The sequence below is a fragment of the Kribbella sp. C-35 genome (genome assembly GCF_046549195.1).
Taxonomy (GTDB): Bacteria; Actinomycetota; Actinomycetes; order Propionibacteriales; family Kribbellaceae; genus Kribbella.
In genome coordinates, this window is the sequence record NZ_JAJPWG010000006.1 from 244,345 (window position 1) to 262,729 (window position 18,385).

General features: G+C 68.6%; 17 protein-coding genes. 5 read left to right on the plus strand and 12 right to left on the minus strand.

The features are described from left to right. Nucleotides 1-2: 2 nt before the first annotated feature. The 3 genes from ACLJOO_RS35885 to ACLJOO_RS35895 are packed head-to-tail and all read right to left on the minus strand — an operon-like array spanning nucleotide 3 to nucleotide 3,181. Nucleotides 3-884 (minus strand): carbohydrate ABC transporter permease, encoded by an 882-nt coding sequence (locus ACLJOO_RS35885; RefSeq protein ID WP_410792132.1) that lies wholly within the window; start codon nucleotides 882-884, stop codon nucleotides 3-5. Next, complete coding sequence (locus ACLJOO_RS35890; protein ID WP_410792133.1) at nucleotides 881-1,795, minus strand: carbohydrate ABC transporter permease; 915 nt, start codon at nucleotides 1,793-1,795, stop codon at nucleotides 881-883. The genes ACLJOO_RS35885 and ACLJOO_RS35890 overlap by 4 nt, the downstream gene beginning before the upstream one ends. A gap of 3 nt (nucleotides 1,796-1,798) precedes the next feature. Further along, nucleotides 1,799-3,181 (minus strand): ABC transporter substrate-binding protein, encoded by a 1,383-nt coding sequence (locus ACLJOO_RS35895; protein ID WP_410792134.1) that lies wholly within the window; start codon nucleotides 3,179-3,181, stop codon nucleotides 1,799-1,801. A gap of 185 nt (nucleotides 3,182-3,366) precedes the next feature. On the opposite strand from ACLJOO_RS35895, the gene ACLJOO_RS35900 reads away from it, so the two are divergent. Then, entirely contained in the window at nucleotides 3,367-3,732 is a 366-nt protein-coding gene (locus tag ACLJOO_RS35900; protein ID WP_410792135.1) for a VOC family protein, read from the plus strand. Between the two features lie 42 nt (nucleotides 3,733-3,774). Beyond that, entirely contained in the window at nucleotides 3,775-4,251 is a 477-nt protein-coding gene (locus ACLJOO_RS35905) for a GNAT family N-acetyltransferase (RefSeq protein WP_410792136.1), read from the plus strand. On the opposite strand, the gene ACLJOO_RS35910 is transcribed toward ACLJOO_RS35905, so the two are convergent. The 3 genes from ACLJOO_RS35910 to ACLJOO_RS35920 all read right to left on the minus strand — a co-directional run bounded on the left by ACLJOO_RS35910 (nucleotide 4,248) and on the right by ACLJOO_RS35920 (nucleotide 6,982). After that, on the minus strand, nucleotides 4,248-5,315 hold the full coding sequence (locus ACLJOO_RS35910; protein WP_410792137.1) for a DUF4185 domain-containing protein: 1,068 nt from the start codon (nucleotides 5,313-5,315) through the stop codon (nucleotides 4,248-4,250). The genes ACLJOO_RS35905 and ACLJOO_RS35910 overlap by 4 nt on opposite strands. A 186-nt stretch (nucleotides 5,316-5,501) precedes the next feature. Next, a complete protein-coding gene (locus ACLJOO_RS35915; RefSeq protein WP_410792138.1) occupies nucleotides 5,502-6,332 on the minus strand; it encodes a sulfurtransferase in 831 nt (276 codons plus the stop codon). After that, on the minus strand, nucleotides 6,329-6,982 hold the full coding sequence (locus tag ACLJOO_RS35920) for a thymidine kinase (RefSeq protein WP_410792139.1): 654 nt from the start codon (nucleotides 6,980-6,982) through the stop codon (nucleotides 6,329-6,331). Before ACLJOO_RS35920 ends, ACLJOO_RS35915 begins: the two co-directional genes overlap by 4 nt. Nucleotides 6,983-7,079: 97 nt before the next feature. Here ACLJOO_RS35920 and ACLJOO_RS35925 point away from each other — a divergent pair, with 97 nt between their 5' ends. After that, complete coding sequence (locus tag ACLJOO_RS35925; RefSeq protein ID WP_410792140.1) at nucleotides 7,080-8,723, plus strand: S8 family peptidase; 1,644 nt, start codon at nucleotides 7,080-7,082, stop codon at nucleotides 8,721-8,723. Here the strand turns inward: ACLJOO_RS35925 and ACLJOO_RS35930 are convergent. From ACLJOO_RS35930 to ACLJOO_RS35950, 5 genes are all read right to left on the minus strand, one after another. After that, complete coding sequence (locus tag ACLJOO_RS35930) at nucleotides 8,720-9,847, minus strand: alkaline phosphatase family protein (protein WP_410792141.1); 1,128 nt, start codon at nucleotides 9,845-9,847, stop codon at nucleotides 8,720-8,722. The genes ACLJOO_RS35925 and ACLJOO_RS35930 overlap by 4 nt on opposite strands. Nucleotides 9,848-9,851: 4 nt before the next feature. Next, nucleotides 9,852-10,466, minus strand: a complete 615-nt coding sequence (locus ACLJOO_RS35935) for a DUF5998 family protein (protein WP_410792142.1) — start codon at nucleotides 10,464-10,466, stop codon at nucleotides 9,852-9,854. A gap of 57 nt (nucleotides 10,467-10,523) precedes the next feature. Continuing rightward, entirely contained in the window at nucleotides 10,524-12,173 is a 1,650-nt protein-coding gene (locus ACLJOO_RS35940) for an FtsX-like permease family protein (protein ID WP_410792143.1), read from the minus strand. Beyond that, nucleotides 12,170-12,871 carry an ABC transporter ATP-binding protein gene (locus ACLJOO_RS35945; RefSeq protein ID WP_410792144.1) on the minus strand — a complete coding sequence of 234 codons (702 nt, stop codon included), beginning with the start codon at nucleotides 12,869-12,871 and terminating at the stop codon, nucleotides 12,170-12,172. Before ACLJOO_RS35945 ends, ACLJOO_RS35940 begins: the two co-directional genes overlap by 4 nt. 107 nt (nucleotides 12,872-12,978) lie before the next feature. Then, entirely contained in the window at nucleotides 12,979-14,028 is a 1,050-nt protein-coding gene (locus tag ACLJOO_RS35950) for a P1 family peptidase (RefSeq protein WP_410792145.1), read from the minus strand. Between the two features lie 45 nt (nucleotides 14,029-14,073). Here ACLJOO_RS35950 and ACLJOO_RS35955 point away from each other — a divergent pair, with 45 nt between their 5' ends. Beyond that, nucleotides 14,074-14,583, plus strand: a complete 510-nt coding sequence (locus ACLJOO_RS35955) for a DUF2087 domain-containing protein (RefSeq protein WP_410792146.1) — start codon at nucleotides 14,074-14,076, stop codon at nucleotides 14,581-14,583. Between the two features lie 9 nt (nucleotides 14,584-14,592). Here ACLJOO_RS35955 and ACLJOO_RS35960 read toward each other — a convergent pair whose 3' ends face one another. Then, complete coding sequence (locus ACLJOO_RS35960) at nucleotides 14,593-17,289, minus strand: GNAT family N-acetyltransferase (protein WP_410792147.1); 2,697 nt, start codon at nucleotides 17,287-17,289, stop codon at nucleotides 14,593-14,595. A gap of 41 nt (nucleotides 17,290-17,330) precedes the next feature. On the opposite strand from ACLJOO_RS35960, the gene ACLJOO_RS35965 reads away from it, so the two are divergent. Next, entirely contained in the window at nucleotides 17,331-18,377 is a 1,047-nt protein-coding gene (locus ACLJOO_RS35965) for an SLC13 family permease (protein ID WP_410792148.1), read from the plus strand. Nucleotides 18,378-18,385: the final 8 nt, after the last annotated feature.

Genomic DNA, 18,385 nt, shown 5'->3' on the forward strand with positions numbered 1-18,385 from the left:
CCTCACTCTTTGATACCTCCGGCCATGCCCACGCCGCGCAGGAACTGTTTCTGGAACACCAAGAACAACACGACAGGTATCAGAACCGCGAGGAACAACGCGCTCATCTGCAGTGAGATCTCGGTGGTCTTCTGCACTCGCGGCAGCGCGACCGAGATCGGCTGCAGCCGTGGGTCCGGCAGGACGAGCAGCGGCCAGAGGTAGTCCTTCCACGAACCGATGACGGTCAGTAGCGCGACGACTCCGACGATCGGCTTCGACAGCGGCAGGATCAGCGCCGTGAACAACCTCAGGTTGCTCGCGCCGTCGATCCGGGCGGCCTCGATCAGTTCGCGCGGGATCGAGTCGAAGTACCGCTTCATCACCAGGATGTTGAACGCGCCGGCAGCCTGCGGCAGCCAGACCGCCCAGAACGTGTTCTGCAGACTGATCCCGAGCAACGGCATCTTCAGGACCGTCATGTACAGCGGGACCAGCGAGATGACACCGGGCAGGAACAGCGTCGCCAGTACGGCGCCGGTGACGACCGGTCCCCACTTCGGCCGCAGGATGCTGAGGACGAAGGCTCCCGTCGTACACACGAACAGCGTCGAGATCATCGAGCCGATCGCGATGAACGCGGTGTTGCCGAGGTACGCGCCGATCTGCACGCGGTTCCAGGCGTCGGGGATGTTCTTCAGCTGAATGCCCGACGGCCACAGCTGCATCGGGCCGCTCAGGATGTCCTGGCTCGTCGAGACACCGGACTTGAGCAGCCAGAGCAGCGGGCCGACGCCCGCGACCGCGACCGTGATGAAGATCAGCACCTGGATCGCCGGCAGGCCGTACCGGATCACCCCTCGCTGCCGGTCTTTGGTCGAGATGATTCCGCGCTCGTAGCTCATGGAGTGCTCCAGCGGCGAGTGGCGAAGTGGTAGACGAGCGACAGCACGCACAGCACCCCGGCGAGCAGCACGCTGAGCGCGGTTGCGGCGCCGAAGTCGCCGTTGATGAACGCGTACCGGTAGATCAGCAGCAGGACCGTCGTGGTGGCGTTGTTCGGGCCGCCGCCGGTGAACAGGAACGGCTCGGTGAACACCTGGAACGTCCCGATCAGCTGCAGCAGCATCATGATCAGGATGATTCCGCGGATCTGCGGCAGCGTGACGTGCCAGACCCGGCTCCAGATCCCCGCCCCGTCCAGCTCGGCCGCCTCGTACAACTCCGTCCGTACGCCGGTCAGCGCCGCCAGGTAGATGATCGACGTGGCACCGGCCCCGGCCCACGTCGCCTCGAGCACGATCGCGGGCATCGCCAAGGTCTGCGAGTTCAGCCAGGCGAACGGCCCGAGCCCGAACCAGCCGAGGATCGAGTTGAACACGCCCGCGCTGCTCGGGTCGTAGAAGAACGTCCACAACAGGATCGCGGCCACCGGCGGTACGACGGCCGGCAGGTACGAGAGCACGTTGTACAGCCAGCCGGTCTTGCGCAGCTCGCTGATGAACACGGCCAGGAACAGGGGCACCGGGAATCCGAAGATCAGTGCCAGGAGGGCGAAGTACAGCGTGTTGAGAGCCGCTTGCGGGAGTTGCGGGTCGGTCAGCACGTAGCTGAAGTTCGACCAGCCGACCCACTCGGCGGGCAGCACCAGGTTGTTCTTCTGGAAGCTGAGCACCAGTCCGCGGAGAATCGGGCCCCAGGAGAAGTACAGGAAGATCAGGACCAGGGGCAGGGCGAAGAAGATGGCGCTCAGCCCGCCGGAGCGGTACCAGGTGGCAACACTCCGGCCGGACTTCTGCGTTCGTTGCTGGAACATGGGCTACCGGGCCAGACGCGCGTCGATCTTCGAGGCCGTATCGCTCAGTAGCTTGTCGATGTCCGCGTCCTTCTTGGTGAGCACCTGCTGGACCACCGGGTCGAGCAGCGAGTAGACCTCCTGGCCCTTGTTCGACGGCTCGGGCAGCAGCTTCAGCGACGTCGTCGAATCGATGTAGCCCTGGAACTGCTTCACCGGCACGTTCACGTACGGCTCACGCCACTTGTTGAACTGGTCATACGTCGCCTGGCTCAGCGGCGTGATCCCCGGCCGGCCGACGAAACCCTTGTCGGCGATCGAGTTCTTGGCGTCCTGGACCGCGACCGACTCGGTCGTGTACTTGTCGAACACGTCGAACTTGATCCACTTCAGCGCGGCGACGACCTCGTTCTTGGTCGCCTTCGGGCTGATCATCTTCAGCGAGCCGCCGGTCAGCGTGCCATGCGGACCGCCGTCCTGCGGCAGCGCGCCCTCACCGAAGTCGGCGGGCTTCATGCCGAACTGCTTCACACTCATGTCGTACGCGTCCGGCGCCTGCAGGACCATGCCGATCTTGCCGGCCGCGAAGTCCTGGCGGACCTCCTCCTGGTTGTACAGGAACCGGCTGCCCATCGAGTTGTCGGTCCAGCGCATGTCCTTGAGCAGCTGCAGCGCCTTCTTGGTCGGGGCATCGTTGAACGTGCTCTTCTTGCCGTCCGGGCTCTCGACCGTGCCTCCCATGCTGTAGGTCATCGTGGTCAGCATCCAGCCACCGGTGTTGTTCGTGGTCAGCTGCGCGTACCCCGCCTTGCCGGTCTTCTCGGCGATCTGCTTGGCGTACTGCCGGACCTCGTCCCAGCTTGTCGGCGGCTTGTCCGGGTCCAGCCCGGCCTGCGTGAACAGCTTCCGGTTGTACGCGATACCGACCGAGAACACGTCGATCGGAACGCCGTAGATCCGGCCGTTGGCGTCCTGGACGATCTTCAGGACGTTCGGGTTCAGATCCTTGGTCAGGTCGACCAGCTTCAGCTCGTCGGTGATGTCCGGCAGCTGCTTGTTCGGGATCATGTTGGCCGGCTCGGTGAAGCTGATGTTCATCACCGTCGGCAGCGTGCCACCGGCCACCTGGGCCTGGAACGTCTGCGCCTGCCACGAGGTCTCGGTCGACTTCACCGTGATGTTCGGGTTCTTGGCCGTGAAGTCGGCGATCTTCTGGTTGAACGCCTTCAGGTCGTTCGGCTTGTCGGGGGTCGGACGGTCCCCGATCGTGATGGTGACCGGCGCGCTCTGGTCGATCCCGCCGCCGGCGCCACCGGACGACGTGGGCGTCGTATCCTTCGCGCACCCCGCCGCGAGCACCAGCCCAACCACGCCGAGGGCGGCGCCCCACCTGCTCACTCTCGTCATCGGAACTCCTCAGGTTTCCGGATGCCGCCGATGTGCTCTGAGCCACACACCGGCCAGGTCCCGAGTAAGTTAAACCAAGCGTGTTACTAACTCAAGACCTCGGTGGAATCCGCTGCGGTAACGCTTTCGCAAACGTCGAGCCGGGCGGCCGTGCTCCGATGTACCTGTGACGAGAGGAGACGGATATGGCCAACCAGGTCGTGCACTTCGAGATCATCGGCAGCGATCCGGCCGCACTGCGGGCCTACTACCGAGAGCTCTTCGGGTGGAGCTACGACGTCGGCGACACGGTCTCCGGACAGGTGTCGGAGCCCGGACAGTACGGGTTCACCGGTGACGCCGGGCTCAACGGAGGCGTCGGTGGCGGCGCTTCGCTCCCGGCAAAGGTGTTGTTCTACATCGGCGTCGATGACGTCGAGGCGGCACTGCTGCGGGCCGAGGAACTCGGTGGACGGCGGGTGTTCGGGCCGGACGGCGTACCGGGGAAGCTGGTCGTCGGGCAGTTCACGGACCCCGAAGGCAACCTGATCGGGGTCGCCGGACCCGGCTAAAGCGGTGGTGGACGCGGTCGCCGGCGAGGAATGATGAGCAGCATGCAGCTGCGACCGGCGACCCGTGGCGACCTTCCGTTCCTGATCGAGATGTTGCTTGAGGCGTGTAACTGGGACGGGACTCCGTGGTACGACGAGGGGAAGGCGCGGGGTGATGATCATGCGTGGAGGTACCTCGACGGGTGGCCGCGCGAGAGTGACTTCGGGGTGGTGGCGGAGGTCGATGGCTCGCTCGCGGGTGCGGCGTGGGCGCGGTGCCTCACCGCGGAGCGGCCCGGGTACGGGTACATCGCGGCCGACGTACCTGAGCTGACCCTCGGCGTGGCGGCCGGCTTTCGGCGGCGCGGCGTCGCCCGGGGCGTGCTGACTGAGCTGATCGCACAGGCGCGTGCGGCGTCGTACGGACAGCTCTCGCTCAGCGTGGATCCGGACAACCCGGCGCGGAAGCTCTACGAATCACTCGGGTTCCGGAAGGTCGGCGTCGTCGGCACCTCCGACACGATGGTGCTCGAGCTTTAGCCGAAGCCCCGGACGCGGAACTGCATGACGCGGTACGGCCAGCCGTTGTCGGTGTTCCACTGGCTGACGGACAGATGCATGTCCGAGAGCGTCGAGCCGGGGATGACGTACCCGCCGTACAGCTGGGCGACGTGATTGTCGTCCTCCGATCCCCACGCGCCGCCGTAGATCAGCGTCTGCCGGTATGCCGTATAGAGGTTGGAGGTCGGCGTGTCCATGATCATGCCGTCGATCCGGTAGTCGCCGGCGTTGAACCAGGTCAGCACCCACTTGCCGCCGAGCGGACGCAGGCTCATCTCACCGAAGCTCCCGGTCAGGATCGGCGTCGCGGGATTGCCCCACGCCCAGACCCCGTCCCGGTAACCCCACGGTTCGTAGGCCGCCGGGTCCGCGATCTGCTCCTGGCGGACGCGCTTGAGGATGATCGGCTTGTTGCGCTGGAATCCGGTCGAGTAGACGTACACGTACCCGTCGTTCCCCAGCCCCCACGTCAGCAACTGGAACATCCCGCCGTCGATGTTCGGGTCGAACTTCGCACCGGTGTGGTACCAGCTCGCACCCGAGTTGTCCGAGCGCCAGATCTCTGTCCAGACAACGTTTCCGAGGCCCTTGTTCACCATCGCGTGCAGGTACATCGACCCGCCGATCGTGATCACGTCCGACGGCAGCACGGTCGAGAACGTCGGATTGTCGTGCGGGTAGTCCCAGAGCTGCTGCGCCGCGTCTCCCCCGACGGCGCCGGACCACTGCACGCCGCCGTTCAGGTCCGAGGTCGTCGACCACAGCGCGACCGGTGACCGCCACCAGCCGCCGCCGACGCGCGCCTCCTCGAACGTGTCGCCGAACATGAACAGCAGCCGCCCGTCCGGCGTCCGCGCCGGAATCCCCAGGTCGGTCGCCGCCATCCGGAACCTGTCGGTCAGACCGGGCCCGGTCAGATCGGCCACCTTGTTGGTCAGCACAGCCTGGCTCCTCCCGAAAGCACGGCCAGGGACGGCGGTTGGTAGAGCGGCCAGTACGCCGGCGCCGACGGCCGCGCGCAGGAACGTGGATCGCTTCATCATCGACTGACTCCCAGGGGCGGTTGAGATGGGAAATCGATTTCTGACCCACAGTCCCGCACCACGCACGCGAAGTCAACCGTTCGTCCCCGGGCGACGGCCCCTCGCAGACGCCTGCCCCCGCCATCTTTGAGAAGCCACCGACCATATCCGGGGCCGCGAAATGGTCGGTGGCTTCTCAAAGATGGGTCAGACTGGCGGCTCGGAGCCCGTGGCGACGGGGCGGGTGGGGTCGGTGATCCATTCGGACCAGCTGCCGATGTAGACGGTGGCGGGGAGGCCGGCGGATTCCAGGGCGAGGGCTTCGTGGGCGGCGGTGACTCCGGAGCCGCAGTAGACCGCGGTTTCGGTCGACGGTGTGACGCCTAGTGCGGTGAAGCGGGCCTGGAGGTCGGCGGGAGGGAGGAAGTGCCCGGTCTCGTCGACGTTCGCGGTCGTCGGGGCGTTGACGGCGCCCGGGATGTGGCCGGCGACCGGATCCATCGGCTCGACCTCGCCCGCGAACCGCTCCGGCGCCCGCGCGTCCAGCAGGATGCCCTTCGCGGCCACGGCAGCAGCGCCGTCGGCGTCGAGAACCGGCAGGTGTCCGGGTGTGGCGGTGAAGGTGCCGGCACCATCAGCCGGCACTTCCACGGTGGCCTCTCCCCTGGCGGCCGTCCACGCGGCCAGGCCGCCGTCGAGGACGCGTACGTCGGCCAGCCCGAAGTACCTGAACACCCACCAGGCGCGGGCAGCGGACATCGAGTTCGCGGCGTCGTACACCACGACCGGGGTGTCGGCGGAGCTGATGCCGAGCCGGCGGAACGTCTCCGTCACTGTGGTTGCGGCGGGCAACGGATGGCGGCCGGGGCCGGGCGCGGACGCGAGCTCGGTGTCGAGGTCGACGAAGTACGCCCCGGGCAGGTGGCCGGCATCGTACGCCTCCTTGCCGGGCGGCCCGGCCAGGTTCCAGGTGACGTCGACCAGCACCGGAGCGGCGCCGAGCGCCCGCAGGTCGTCAACGGTGATCAACGGGCTCATGACGCAGCTCCTCCGAACGGCAGGACTTCGGGTGACAGGGTGGCGCGGGCGCGGGCCTGGGTGAGTCGGCGGCGGTGGTGCCGGCGGCAGAGGACCTCGTACGCGACCTCGTGGTCCAGCGACACGATGTCGCCCACCACCAGCTGCTCGCCCTCGGTCACCATCTCCCCACCGATCGTACGGGCGTTGTGCGTGGCCCGTTCACCGCACCAGCACAGCGCCTCGACCTGGAGCAGTTCCATCCGGTCCGCGAGCTCCACCAGCCGCGCCGATCCCGGGAACAGCGTGGCCCGGAAGTCGGTCAGGATGCCGAAGCAGAACACGTCGATCTGCAGCTCGTCGGTCAGCCGCGCGAGCTGCTCGATCTGCAGCGGGCTGTAGAACTGCGCCTCGTCGCACACCACGTAGTCGATCCGGCCGCCGCGGGTCAGCTCGTGGACGACGTAGTCCCAGAAGTCGAACTCCGGACGTACCTCGACCGCGTCCGCGGACAGCCCGAGCCGCGACGAGAGCACCGACTCGCCCGCCCGGTCGTGGCTGGTGAAGATCCTTCCGAGCCTCCCGCGCGCCTTGTGGTTGTGATCCATCTGCAGCGCCAGCGTCGACTTGCCGCAGTCCATGGTCCCGGTGAAATACAGGAGCTCCGCCACGGGCGAACATCCTGCCAAGTCAAGGGTCCGGAACGCACGCCGGGGTGTGTCGGAGGGGTGGGTTGGGTTCTGAGCCTCCGTTCAGCTTGAATGGATTGTGCGCAAAGCCCTGTTCCTCGTCCTCGCGGCCTTCCTGGTCGTCGCCTCCGCCACCCTTCCGGCCGATGCGGCGCCGACCCGGTCCGAGGCGGGACTCCGGGCGTACTTCGTGATCACCGCGCCGAACCAGACCGCCAAGGTGACCGGCGCGATCACGCAGAACGGTGGCACGGTGTATGCGACGTACGACGCGATCGGGGTGATCGTGGCGCACTCGACGGCCACCGACTTCGCGGACAAGCTGCGCGGCGTCGAGGGCGTGGAGAAGGCCGGCGCCACCCGTACCAGCGACCTGCCTGCGGACGTCGGCAGCCCGGCCGTCCCGCCGGCGGTCCCGGAGACCGCGACGACGCAGCCGGAGAACGACCGTTCGGACATGACCCAGATCGGCGCGGACCGCGCCTGGGCGAAGAACCCGGGCTCGAAGAGCATCACCGTCGGCGTCCTCGACACCGGGGTCGACGACCAGCACCCGGACCTGAAGGCGAACTTCGACGCGGCCCGGTCGGCGTCCTGCGCGTACGGCAAGGCCGACACCCGGCCGGGCGCGTGGCGGCCGGTCGGCGAGCACGGCACGCACGTCGCGGGCACGATCGCCGGCGTGAAGAACGGCATCGGGATGGTCGGGGTCGCGCCCGGCGTGAAGGTGTCGTCGATCCGGGTCGCCGAGGCCGGCAGCCAGCTGTTCTTCCCGGAGAACACGGTCTGCGCGTTCATGTTCGCCGCCGACAAAGGCGTATCGGTGACGAACAACAGCTACTACGTCGACCCGTGGCTGTACAACTGCCCGACCGACAAGGACCAGGACGCGATCGCGGAAGCGGTACGCCGGTCCGTCGCGTACTCGGACAGCAAGGGCGTGGTGAACATCGCCGCGGCCGGCAACGAGGACGACGACCTGGCCAACAAGACCGTGGATCCCTCCAGCCCGGACGACTCGACGCCGAGCGACCGGACCGTCACGAACGACTGCATCAGCCTCCCGACCGAGCTGCCGAACGTCGTCGTGGTCGCGTCGGTGGACCCGACCAGCGCGAAGTCGCCGTTCTCGAACTTCGGTGAGGGCAAGATCAGCCTCGCCGCTCCGGGCCAGGCCGTGTACTCGACGGTGCCGGGCGGCGGCTACAAGGTCCTCGACGGTACGTCGATGGCGTCGCCGCACGTCGCCGGCGTCGCGGCCCTGCTGCGCAGCGTCGATCCGAAGCTGAACCCCGAGCAGGTCCGCACCCGGCTCGCCCAGCAGGCCAACGACCTCGCGTGCCCGCCCGCGGCCTCCGGTGAGTGCTCCGGCTCCGCGGGGAACAACTCGTACTACGGCGAAGGTCTCGTCGACGCGGCCGAGGCGGTCGGCGCAGCGTCCGCGCAGCCGCAGGGCGCGATCTCGGTGACCCAGCCGTCCGAGCAGCTCGGCGTCGGCGGCATCCCGGCGGTCCCGCTGCTGCTGAAGGGCACCGGCGGCACTGGTGACATCAGCTACTCGGCCACGGGCCTGCCGCCCGGCCTCACCATCGACGCCGAGCGCGGCTGGATCACCGGCGTGCTGACACCCGGCGCCGGCCGGTACAAGGTGACTGTCACCGCCCGCGACGGCGAAGCGAAGACCGCCAGCACCAGCTTCTTCTGGGATGTCTGGAGCTTCTAGTACCCCGCGTCGACGAGCAGCGGGATCTCCATCTCGTCCGGGGTCAGTGAGCCGTGCAGGCCGATCAGCCCCGCCTCCTGGGCGTGTCGGCGGCTGGCTACCAGCGCGAGCGGTCCGAGCGCCGCGACGATGATGTCCCCGAGGCGCGGTGACACTCGGTCCTCGACAACCGGACCGAACCAGCCACGCGCGATCGCCTCGGAGCGGGTCAGTACGAGGGCCTTCTCGCCCAGCCGTTCCTTGTAGACGGCCAGTACGTCGGCCTCGGCGCCGGGAACGCAGTACAGATGACGGAAGCGCGACTCCCCGCCGATGAGGGTCAGGCCTTCGGTCAGGGCGGGCTCGGCGTCCAGGTCCACGCGGTGCTCGGGAGCGACGTCGATCATGCCGTGGTCGGCGACAACGAGCAGTACGGCGTCACGCGGCAGCGCCGAGCGCACCTGTTGAGCGAACGTGTCGGCTGCGCCGAGTTCCTTCTGCCACTGCCAGGAGTCGCAGCCCTGCTGGTGGCCGATGTAGTCGAGTTGCGAGTCGTACACGTAGACCAGCGACGACTGCCCTTCCCGGCTCGCGAAACGGGTCGCGTCCAAACGGTCTTCGACAGTGTCGGCGCCGCGGTGTGCGCTGCCCCGGAACGCGGCTGCGGTCAGCCCGGACGTGTCGAACCGCGCCTTGCTCACGTTGCGCGTCGCAACACCTGCTGCCGCAACCCGATCGAACACAGTCCCGTGCGGCTGCCAGCGACGTGGGTCGACTGGCGCGTCCCAGGACAGCGCGTTCAGCAGTGCGCCGGTCTCCGGGACGATCGACGTGTAGCCGACGATGCCGTGCGCACCTGGCGGCAGACCCGTGCCGAGACTCGTCAGGCTGACAGCAGTCGTCGACGGCACACCGGCGGTCAGACTGCGGCTCTTCGGGATCAGCGACGACAGGTACGGCGCGGCGTCGCCGTACCGCTGGAGCAGCTTCCAGCCGAGTCCGTCCAGCAGGAGGACGGCGTACCGGGAGGTGGGTGGCAGGCCGAGGAGGTTGGTCTCCCCCGGCACCGACAGCGCGCCGGCCACCGACGGCAGGACGTCGGCGAGCGCGCCGCCGCCGTACTGCGGCGAAACCGGCTCGATCACGGCGCTACCTGCTGGTGGTCGCGAACGAGAGTGCCTTCGCGAACTCGAGCACCTGCTGGATCCCGGCCGGCCCGTCGGCCGCGGCGCTGATCCGCAGCGAGATGTCGTCGGACGCGACCGAACCCGTGTACCCGTGGTCGGCCTCGCAGTTCGGGTCCGCGCAGACGGCCGGCTCCAGGTCGATCCGGTTCACCATGCCCCAGCCGATGGTCAGCACCACTTCACCGCTGCCCGCCACCGCCGGGTCGGCCTTGCCGGTGGCGTAGCCCGCCGGGTTCGGGACGACGCGGTTCACCACGACCGCGTTCACCCGGTGCAGCGGGATCGCCTCGGTCGAGGTGGACGCGTACGGCGCGCGGATCAGTTCGTCGGCGGCGTGCTCGTCGGTGTGCCCGACGATCAGCCGGGTCGGGGTGAGCGCCAGGATCGTGATGTGCCGCCGGACCTCGTCGCGGTCGAACGTCGGCTCGTGCTGGAGCACGTAGGCCCGGATCGGTTCGCCGGCGATCGCCACCTCGAGCGAGTCGGTCACCACGTCGGGGTAATAGCCGCACCGATCGATCGCGCCGCGCAGGTCCGCCGACGCGTCCGCGAGCTCCGGTGTATTCAGGTCACGCATACCCTCATCCTTGCACGATCGCGCCCCGGAGCGTTTGACCCTTGTGGACAACCGCGATCAGTTCGCACTTGCCTTCCGCAGGACCGGTGCGCCGGCAGCGCCGGCGACGGTGACGAGGACGAGCCCGGCGACGACCTGCCCGAGCAGCAGCAGTACGCCGGAGCTCCCCTGGGTGATCATCTTGCCGCCGCTCAACGCCAGCCCGCACAGCGCACCGAACCCGACCACAGGCAGGCCGACCCCGACGACCGGTACGACGGCCGCGACCCGGGCCGCTCGCTCGATCACCGACAGCGGTACTCCGGACCGTCGTAGCGCCCGAGCAGGAGCTGCCTGGTCCAGCGCCGTACCCACTGCTCCCGCAGCAGTCGAGGCAGCCACGGTCAGGAAGACCAGCGAGAGCAGTAGCGCGACACCGATCCGCATGTCGTTGAAGGTCGGGTCGTCTTCACCAGAGGGCATGAACACCGAGATGAACCCAGTGACGAAGCCGGACAGCACCAGTGCGGCCACAGGTCGGAAAGCGCCCTTCGGGTCGTCCACCAGGCGTCGACCGGCCAGCAACGTCACAGGTCCGTTTGCCGCCTTCGCCATCGCCTTGCCCACCAGTTGCACCGCCCACGGCCCGACCACGCGTACGGCGAGTGCCGCGAAGCCGACCGCGATCAGCAACGGCAGCACGGCCGCCTTCATCCCGTAGTACGCAAGCATCACCGGACCGATGACCAGCAACCCGATGCGCAGCACGCTGAGGCCCTTGCGCGTTTGACCGCGTACGACGCCCAGCGGAGTGATGCTGACGCGTCCGAGGCCGATGAGCGCACTGATGACAGACAGGACGGGTACGGCGACCAGTACGACGAGGACTGTCCACCACTGGACCGTGATGTCACCGACGTACCAGCGTCCACCGCCGAGTGGGATCTGCGCGATCAGTGGGCTCAGAACGGTGTAGCCAACCAGACCGACGACTGCACCTGCCGCAGCGAGCACCGCTTGTTCTACTGCGCTCAGCCAGAGCACCTGGGTCCGGGTGGCACCAGCGAGACGTAGTGCGGCTAGTCGGTGCTCGCGGCGCTTGGCTGCGACGCCAGCGGCCTGTCCGACGAGGCTCAGGATCGGGAACAGCACCAGGATGATGCCGAACGCCACTGCGATCAGCAGACCGAGCATGCGGCTGTCCCAAACCTTCTCGTTCCAGCTGCTGACGTACTGCGGATGCTGGTCGGCAGAGATCGTCTGGACGCCGCGGATGATGATGAACTCTTCTGGCGAGGACAGGCCTTTGTCGGTGATCACACCGGTCGGCTTGTCGACGCCGTACTGCTTGGCAAGGCTGGACCAGCGTTTGGCGACCTCAGGCGAGACGAAGACCTCACCCGGCTTGGGTGTGTGGTCGAGGCCGGGCGGTGGAGCGAGCTCGTTGGGGCGGAGGATCGCGAGGTCGAGAACGCTCAGGCGGTGGCCGTCGACGCGCTGGTCGTCGTCCAGGTTCAGCGAGCCGATCGCGGTCGCCGGATCGGCCTTGTCCGCACTCCGCCACCCGATCCGCTCGGACCGTTGCGACAAGCCGAGCGAGCCGGCAATCAGAAAGGTGACGAGCAGCGCGACCACCGCGGTCGCGCCGAACGCCGCCAGGTTCGCGGCACGTCCGCCAGGCCCGGGACGCCGCACGAACCGCAGGCCGAGCTCAGTCATCGGATTCATCGCACGGCTCCCATGGCGTCGCTGACTCGGCCGTCGACGATGTGGAGAGCCCGGTGGCAGCGGGCCGCTACGGCGTTGTCGTGGGTGACGACGACAACTGCGGCACCGCGGTAGGTCGCGGCGCCTACGAGCAGATCGATGACCTGTGAACCGGTGGCCGCGTCCAGCGCGCCGGTCGGCTCGTCGGCGAACACCACCTGCGGCTCGCCGACCAGCGCCCGGGCGATCGCGACCCGCTGTGCCTGACCGCCGGACAGCTCGCCCGGTCGACGACCGACCTCGGCGGCCAGCCCGACCTGGGCGAGGGTCGTGCGCGCCCGTCCGATCGCCTCGCGCCGGCTCAGGCCGTCGACCATCAGCGGCAGGGCGACGTTCTCGTCCGCGGGCAGCTCGGCGAGCAGCTGGTTGTCCTGGAACACGAAGCCGAGACGGCGACGACGCAGTACCGTCCGGGCGGCGTCGTTCAACTGGTCGACACGTTCACCGCCCAGCCACACCTCGCCCTGGTCCGGCGTGAGGATGCCGGCGAGCACGTGCAGCAAGGTGGTCTTGCCGTTGCCGCTCGGACCCATGACCGCGAGCGCTTCGCCGGACCGGACAGCGACGTCTACGCCGGCCAGGCCGACGACGCTGCCGTAGTGCTTGACCAGGTCGTGCCCGCTCAACACAATCTGCGGCTGGGAATTCTGAAAGTTCATGCCCAGAGCCTGTCGCGATCACCGCCTGCGATCGTCGGCCTGCGGACGGGTCTTGAAGACGCAATCGGGCGCCTTTCGACAGTACGGCGTACGACTCCGGTCGTACGTCAATCAGTCGGAAACGCCGACGGGTAGGCGTCGCGGTAGCTCGGGATCGTCCCGGCCTCGGTCTCCACCGACTCGGCGTTCAGCATCGCGTGCACGATCGCCCGCGACAGCGTCCGCGCGCCGGCGGCGTACACGGTCTCCAGCTGGCCGAGCGCGGTCGGATCGGTCACGCTCAGCCGCGGCTCGTCCGACGTCCGGGTCGAGAGCCCGAAGATGCTGTCGCCGTCGACGAGCGTATGGATCGGGTCGATCGCCCGCGCCAGCCCGTCGTGCGCGACCATTGCCATCCGCTGCGTCGCGGCCTTGTCCAGCGGTACGTCGGTGGCCACGACTGCGATCACCGTGTTCATCGACGGGCCTGGGATCACGTTGCGGCCCGGGGCGAACGGCGGGGGCGGCTCGACCGGGGTCCGGAGGTGCGCGAACTCGTCGCCGAGTCCGAGGCGGGCGCCGTACAGGTTGCCGTCGGCATCGACCGTGGAGCCGGCCGCGTTCACGATCACCAGCGCGCCGACCGTCGTACCGTCGTCCAGCCGGACGCTCGCCGAGCCGACGCCGCCCTTCAGCGACCGCGCCCGGGCACCGGCCCCGGCACCATGGTTGCCCAGGGCAACCGGACCGTCGGTGGCGGCGGCGATCGCGTCCGCTCCCCAGGACGGTTCCGGACGGGCCTTGAAGTCGCCGCCGCGGGCGAGGTCGAAGATCACCGCGGTCGGGACGATCGGCACCACGTCGTACTCGCCCTGGCCGACGCGGACGCCCTCACCGCGCTCCTCCAGCCAGCGCATCACACTGCCGGCGGTGTCGAGCCCGAACGCGCTGCCGCCAGTCAGGACGATCGCATTCACGCCGCCGTTCGAGTTCACCGGCGCGAGCAGGTCGGTCTCGCGGGTGCCGGGCGCGCCACCGCGGACATCGACTCCGGCGACGGCCGTCCCCGGCACGTGCACGACCGTCGTACCGGTCAGGTACGGCGGGTCCATGCGCTCGACCTGTCCGACCAGGATTCCAGGGACATCGGTGATCGCGCTGTGCGGTCCAGGCTGCATGCCGCCGATCCTAATCAGGTTGCGGTGAGCGTTAGCGTGAAAGGCATGAACGCCGATCAGCTCTGTGGTCTGCTGGCCGAACCGTCGAGGTTGCGGACGTACTCCGCCATCGTCCTCGGCGCCTCCACCCCCGACCAGGTTGCCGGGAGCACCGGGCTCCCCGCGCCGGTCGTGGTGAAGGCGCTGCAGCGGCTGACCAAGGGCGGACTGATCGCGGCGAGCCGGGACGGGTTCACGGCGGACGAGGCCGCGTTCAAGGACGCCGTACGGGAGAGCCGGCCGGAGCGAGTTCCACTGGATCCCGATCCGGCGCGCGACAACGTGCTGAAGTCGTTCATCCGCGACGGGCGGCTGACGCATTTCCCGACGTTCCCGGACAAGTATCAGATCGTCCTGGAGTACTTCGTGCAGTCGTTCGAGGTGGGCCGCCGCTACCCCGAGTCCGAGGTCAACGAGATCCTCAACCGCTGGCACCCCGACCACGCCGCCCTCCGCCGCGGGCTGGTCGACGCGAGACTTCTCGTCCGCGAGAACAGCATCTACACGCGCATGTGACGACGCGCGTTAGGTGAGGCGGCGGGCGGGGGTGTCTTGTCTTGGCTTTTCGTTCGGGGCGATGCGGATTCGGGTGTCGAGGACGGTGGCGCCTTGGGCGGAGACGAGGACTGAGCGGAGGTCGAGGCGGACTACCTCCTCGAGGTCGAGGGTGAGGCGGGAGACCCGGTGCAGGAGATCCTCGATCGCGGGGATGTCCACGGGGTCCGAGCCGCGGTAGCCGTACAGCAGCGGCGCGGCCTTGACCTCGCGCACCATCTCGGCCGCGTCGCGGGTGGTGAGCGGCGGCATCCGGTACGAGCGGTCGCCGAGCAGATCCGTCGCGACGCCGGACAGCCCGAACGTCACCACCGGCCCGAACGAGACGTCCTCGATCGTCGAGATCACCACCGGTACGCCGGGCGGCGCCATCTTCTGCACGACGAACTGCGCCCGCCCCGGATCCGACGCGACCCCGAACATGTGGGTCATCTCCGCCCAGGCCGCGCGCATGTCCTCCTCGTCGTGGATGTGCCGCCAGATGTCGGCGAGGTCCGGCCGCATCCGCCACTGCTCCGCGGTCGCCTTCAGGATCACCTCGAACCCGAGGTCCGCGGCCCGGTCGACGGCCTCGTCCGCGGACTGCACCGGGAACGCCGGCAGCACCGAGATGCCGTAGAAGGTGAGCAGCCGCTGCCGATCGGCCTCGTCGAGGTCCGCGCCGGTCGGGTGCCGCTGCAGGAAGTCCGCGACGAAGTCCTCTCCCCCGGCGGTGTCGATGTCCGGCAGGTCCGGGATCCGGCTGTCCGACCGGCGTCGCCACTCGGCGTACTGCGTCGCCTTCGCCAGCGCGCCGACGGCGTACTGCGGGTTGAGGAAGGACGGGATGGAGCCGCGTGCGGCACCGCCGTCCTCGTCCGGCACCTGCAGCTCGGCGGGCACACTCCGGGACGCGAGGAACGTCGACACCACCGGCTTGTCCGAACCCGCGGCCGCGGCGGCGAGCACCTGCGCGACCTCGCCGCCGTTCGACTGCACCGGCGGTGTGTAGATCACCACGACCGAGTGCACCTTGTCGTCGGCGAACACCTCGGACAGTGCGAGACCGAAGTCGGACGGGGTCGCGTCGGCCCTCAGGTTCCGCGGCTCGCCCGCGACGTCCAGGCCGCAGCCCGCCATGGTGTCGAGCGCGAGCAGCGTCAGCGCGTCCGAGTTCGAGACGATCGCGACCCGGCGGCCCTTCGGCAACGGCTGGTGGGCGAGCAACTGCGCGACGTCGAACAGCTCACCGGTGGTGTCCACACCGATCAGGCCGCTCTGCCGGAACATCGACTCGATGGTTGCCGGCGGCAAATGGCTGCGCCGGACCATCTGTCCGACCGGCACGCCCTGCGTGGCACGCCCGGACTTCAGCGCGATCACCGGTTTCCGCCCGGCCAGCCTCCGCGACACCCGGCTGAACTTGCGCGGGTTGCCGAGCGACTCCAGGTACAGCAGCACGACCTCGGTCGCCTCGTCGGAGTACCAGTACTGCATCAGGTCGTTGCCCGAGACATCCGCCCGGTTGCCCGCCGACACGAAGCTCGACAGCCCCAGGCCACGCCCCACCATGTCGGCGAGGATCGGTACGCCGAGCGCGCCCGACTGGCAGAAGAACGCGACCCGGCCCTTGCTCGGCATCAGCGGTGACAGCGTCGCGTTCAGCGAGACTCCGGTGGCCGTGTTGATCAGGCCGAGCGCGTTCGGCCCGATCACCCGCATGCCGTAGGACCGCGCGAGACCGACGAGGTACCGCTGCCGCTTGCGCCCCTCGTCACCGATCTCCGCGAACCCGCTCGACACCACGACCAGCCCGCGCACGCCCTTGGCGGCGCAGTCCAGGACGACGTCGGCGACCATGTCCGCCTTCACCGCGACCACCGCGAGGTCGACGGTGTCCTCGACCTCCCGGATTGTCGGGTACGCCGGGACGCCCTCGATCTCGGCCGCTTTCGTGTCGGTGTTCACGGCGTACAGCCGCCCAGGGAAGCCGCCGTCGCGGAGGTTGCGCAGCAGGGCGTTGCCGATCGTGCCCTCGCGGCGGCTCGCGCCGATCACAGCGACCGAGGACGGGGTCAGCAGCCGCGCGATCGACAGCGCCTCGGAGCGCTGCTCGCGGGCCTGCATCACCCCGAACGACGTGTCGGTCGGCGCGATGTCGAACTCGACCATGATCACGCCGTCCTCGAACTCGCGGGCGACCTTGTAGCCGGCCTCGGTGAAGACCGTGATCATCTTCCGGTTGTCCGGCAGCACCTCGGCGACGAACCGGTGGATGCCGTTCTCCCGGGCCGCCTGCGCCAAGTGCTCGAGCAGCAGCTGCCCGAGTCCGCGGCCCTGGTGCGCGTCCTCGATCAGGAACGCGACTTCCGCCGTACTGCGTCCGGTGCCCTCGTAGCGTCCGACGCCGATCATCTCGTCACCGACCGTGACAATCAGTGCCAGCCGCTGGTGGTAGTCGACCTGCGTGAATCTCGCCACATCGCGGTCGGACAGTTCCGGGTACGGGGCGAAGAAGCGGTAGTACTTCGACTGCTCGGACACCCGGGCGTAGAACGCCACCAGGAGCGCGGCATCGTCCGGCGTGATCGGCCGCAGGTGCGCGGTCGCGCCGTCCCGCAGGACGACATCGGCCTCGTACTCCGCCGGATAGCCGTCCGGAGGCTCGTGGTCATACTGGTCCGGCACCTAGACAGCGTACTCAAACAGCCACTGGAGAGGACCCGAATTTGGTCGAGCGGATCGCGCCGGTGCTCGTGTTCCTGGTCGCAGTGACCGTCATCGCCGAGCTGGCCGACCAGGCCAAGGTCTTCGACGTCGCGGCGCGGGAGGCCGCGCACCTCGCCCGCGGCCGGGTCTGGCGGCTCTGGCTGCTGGTCGTCGCGCTGGCCACAGGACTCACCATCGTGCTGTCTCTGGACACCTGTGCGGTGCTGCTGACACCTGTTGTGCTGTCGATGGCCCGCCAGCTGCAGATCCCGCCGAAGCTGTTCGCGTTCACCACCGTCTGGCTGGCCGGTACGGCGTCCCTCCTGCTGCCGGTGTCCAACCTCACGAACCTCCTCGCCCTGCACCCGTTCCGCCAGTTGGACGTCAACTACCTGTCCGTGAGCTGGCGCCCTGCGATCGCAGCGATCGTCATCACTGTCCTGGTGCTCGCAGCGCTCTTCCACCGCGACCTGCCGCGCCGGTATGTCGTCCCGCCGACACCTGCGGTCGAGGACAAGGTCCTGTTCTGGGGCTCGGCGGGTGTCTGCCTGCTGCTTGGCCCGGCGTTCGTGTCAGGCATCGAGGTGGCGTGGCCCGCGAGCATCGGGGCGCTCGTGCTGGTCGTCCTGTTCGCGGTACGGCGGCGCAGCGTCCTCAAGTGGTCGCTGATCCCGTTCAAGCTGGTCGGCACCGTCGTGGTGCTGTTCATCGTGGTCGGGTTCCTGAGCTCCCACGGGCTCGAGGACGTGCTGCGGCGAGTCGCCGGCACCACCTCCGAGCTGCGATTGAGCGCGACCGCTGCGCTCGGCGCGAACCTGTTCGACAACCTCCCGGCGTACCTCGCCATGGAACCGGTCGCCGCGGACAGCCCGCACCGCATGCTCGCACTGCTCATCGGCGTCAACTGCGGCTGCCTGCTCACCCTGTGGGGCTCGCTCGCCACACTGCTCTGGCGGGCACGCTGTGACGCCGCCCGCGTGGACATCTCCTGGTGGTCTTTCCTGTGGCGCGGACTCATCCTTACGCCACTGGTCGTCACGGGAGCCGTTCTCGCCCTCAATGGGTAGTGTGCGCA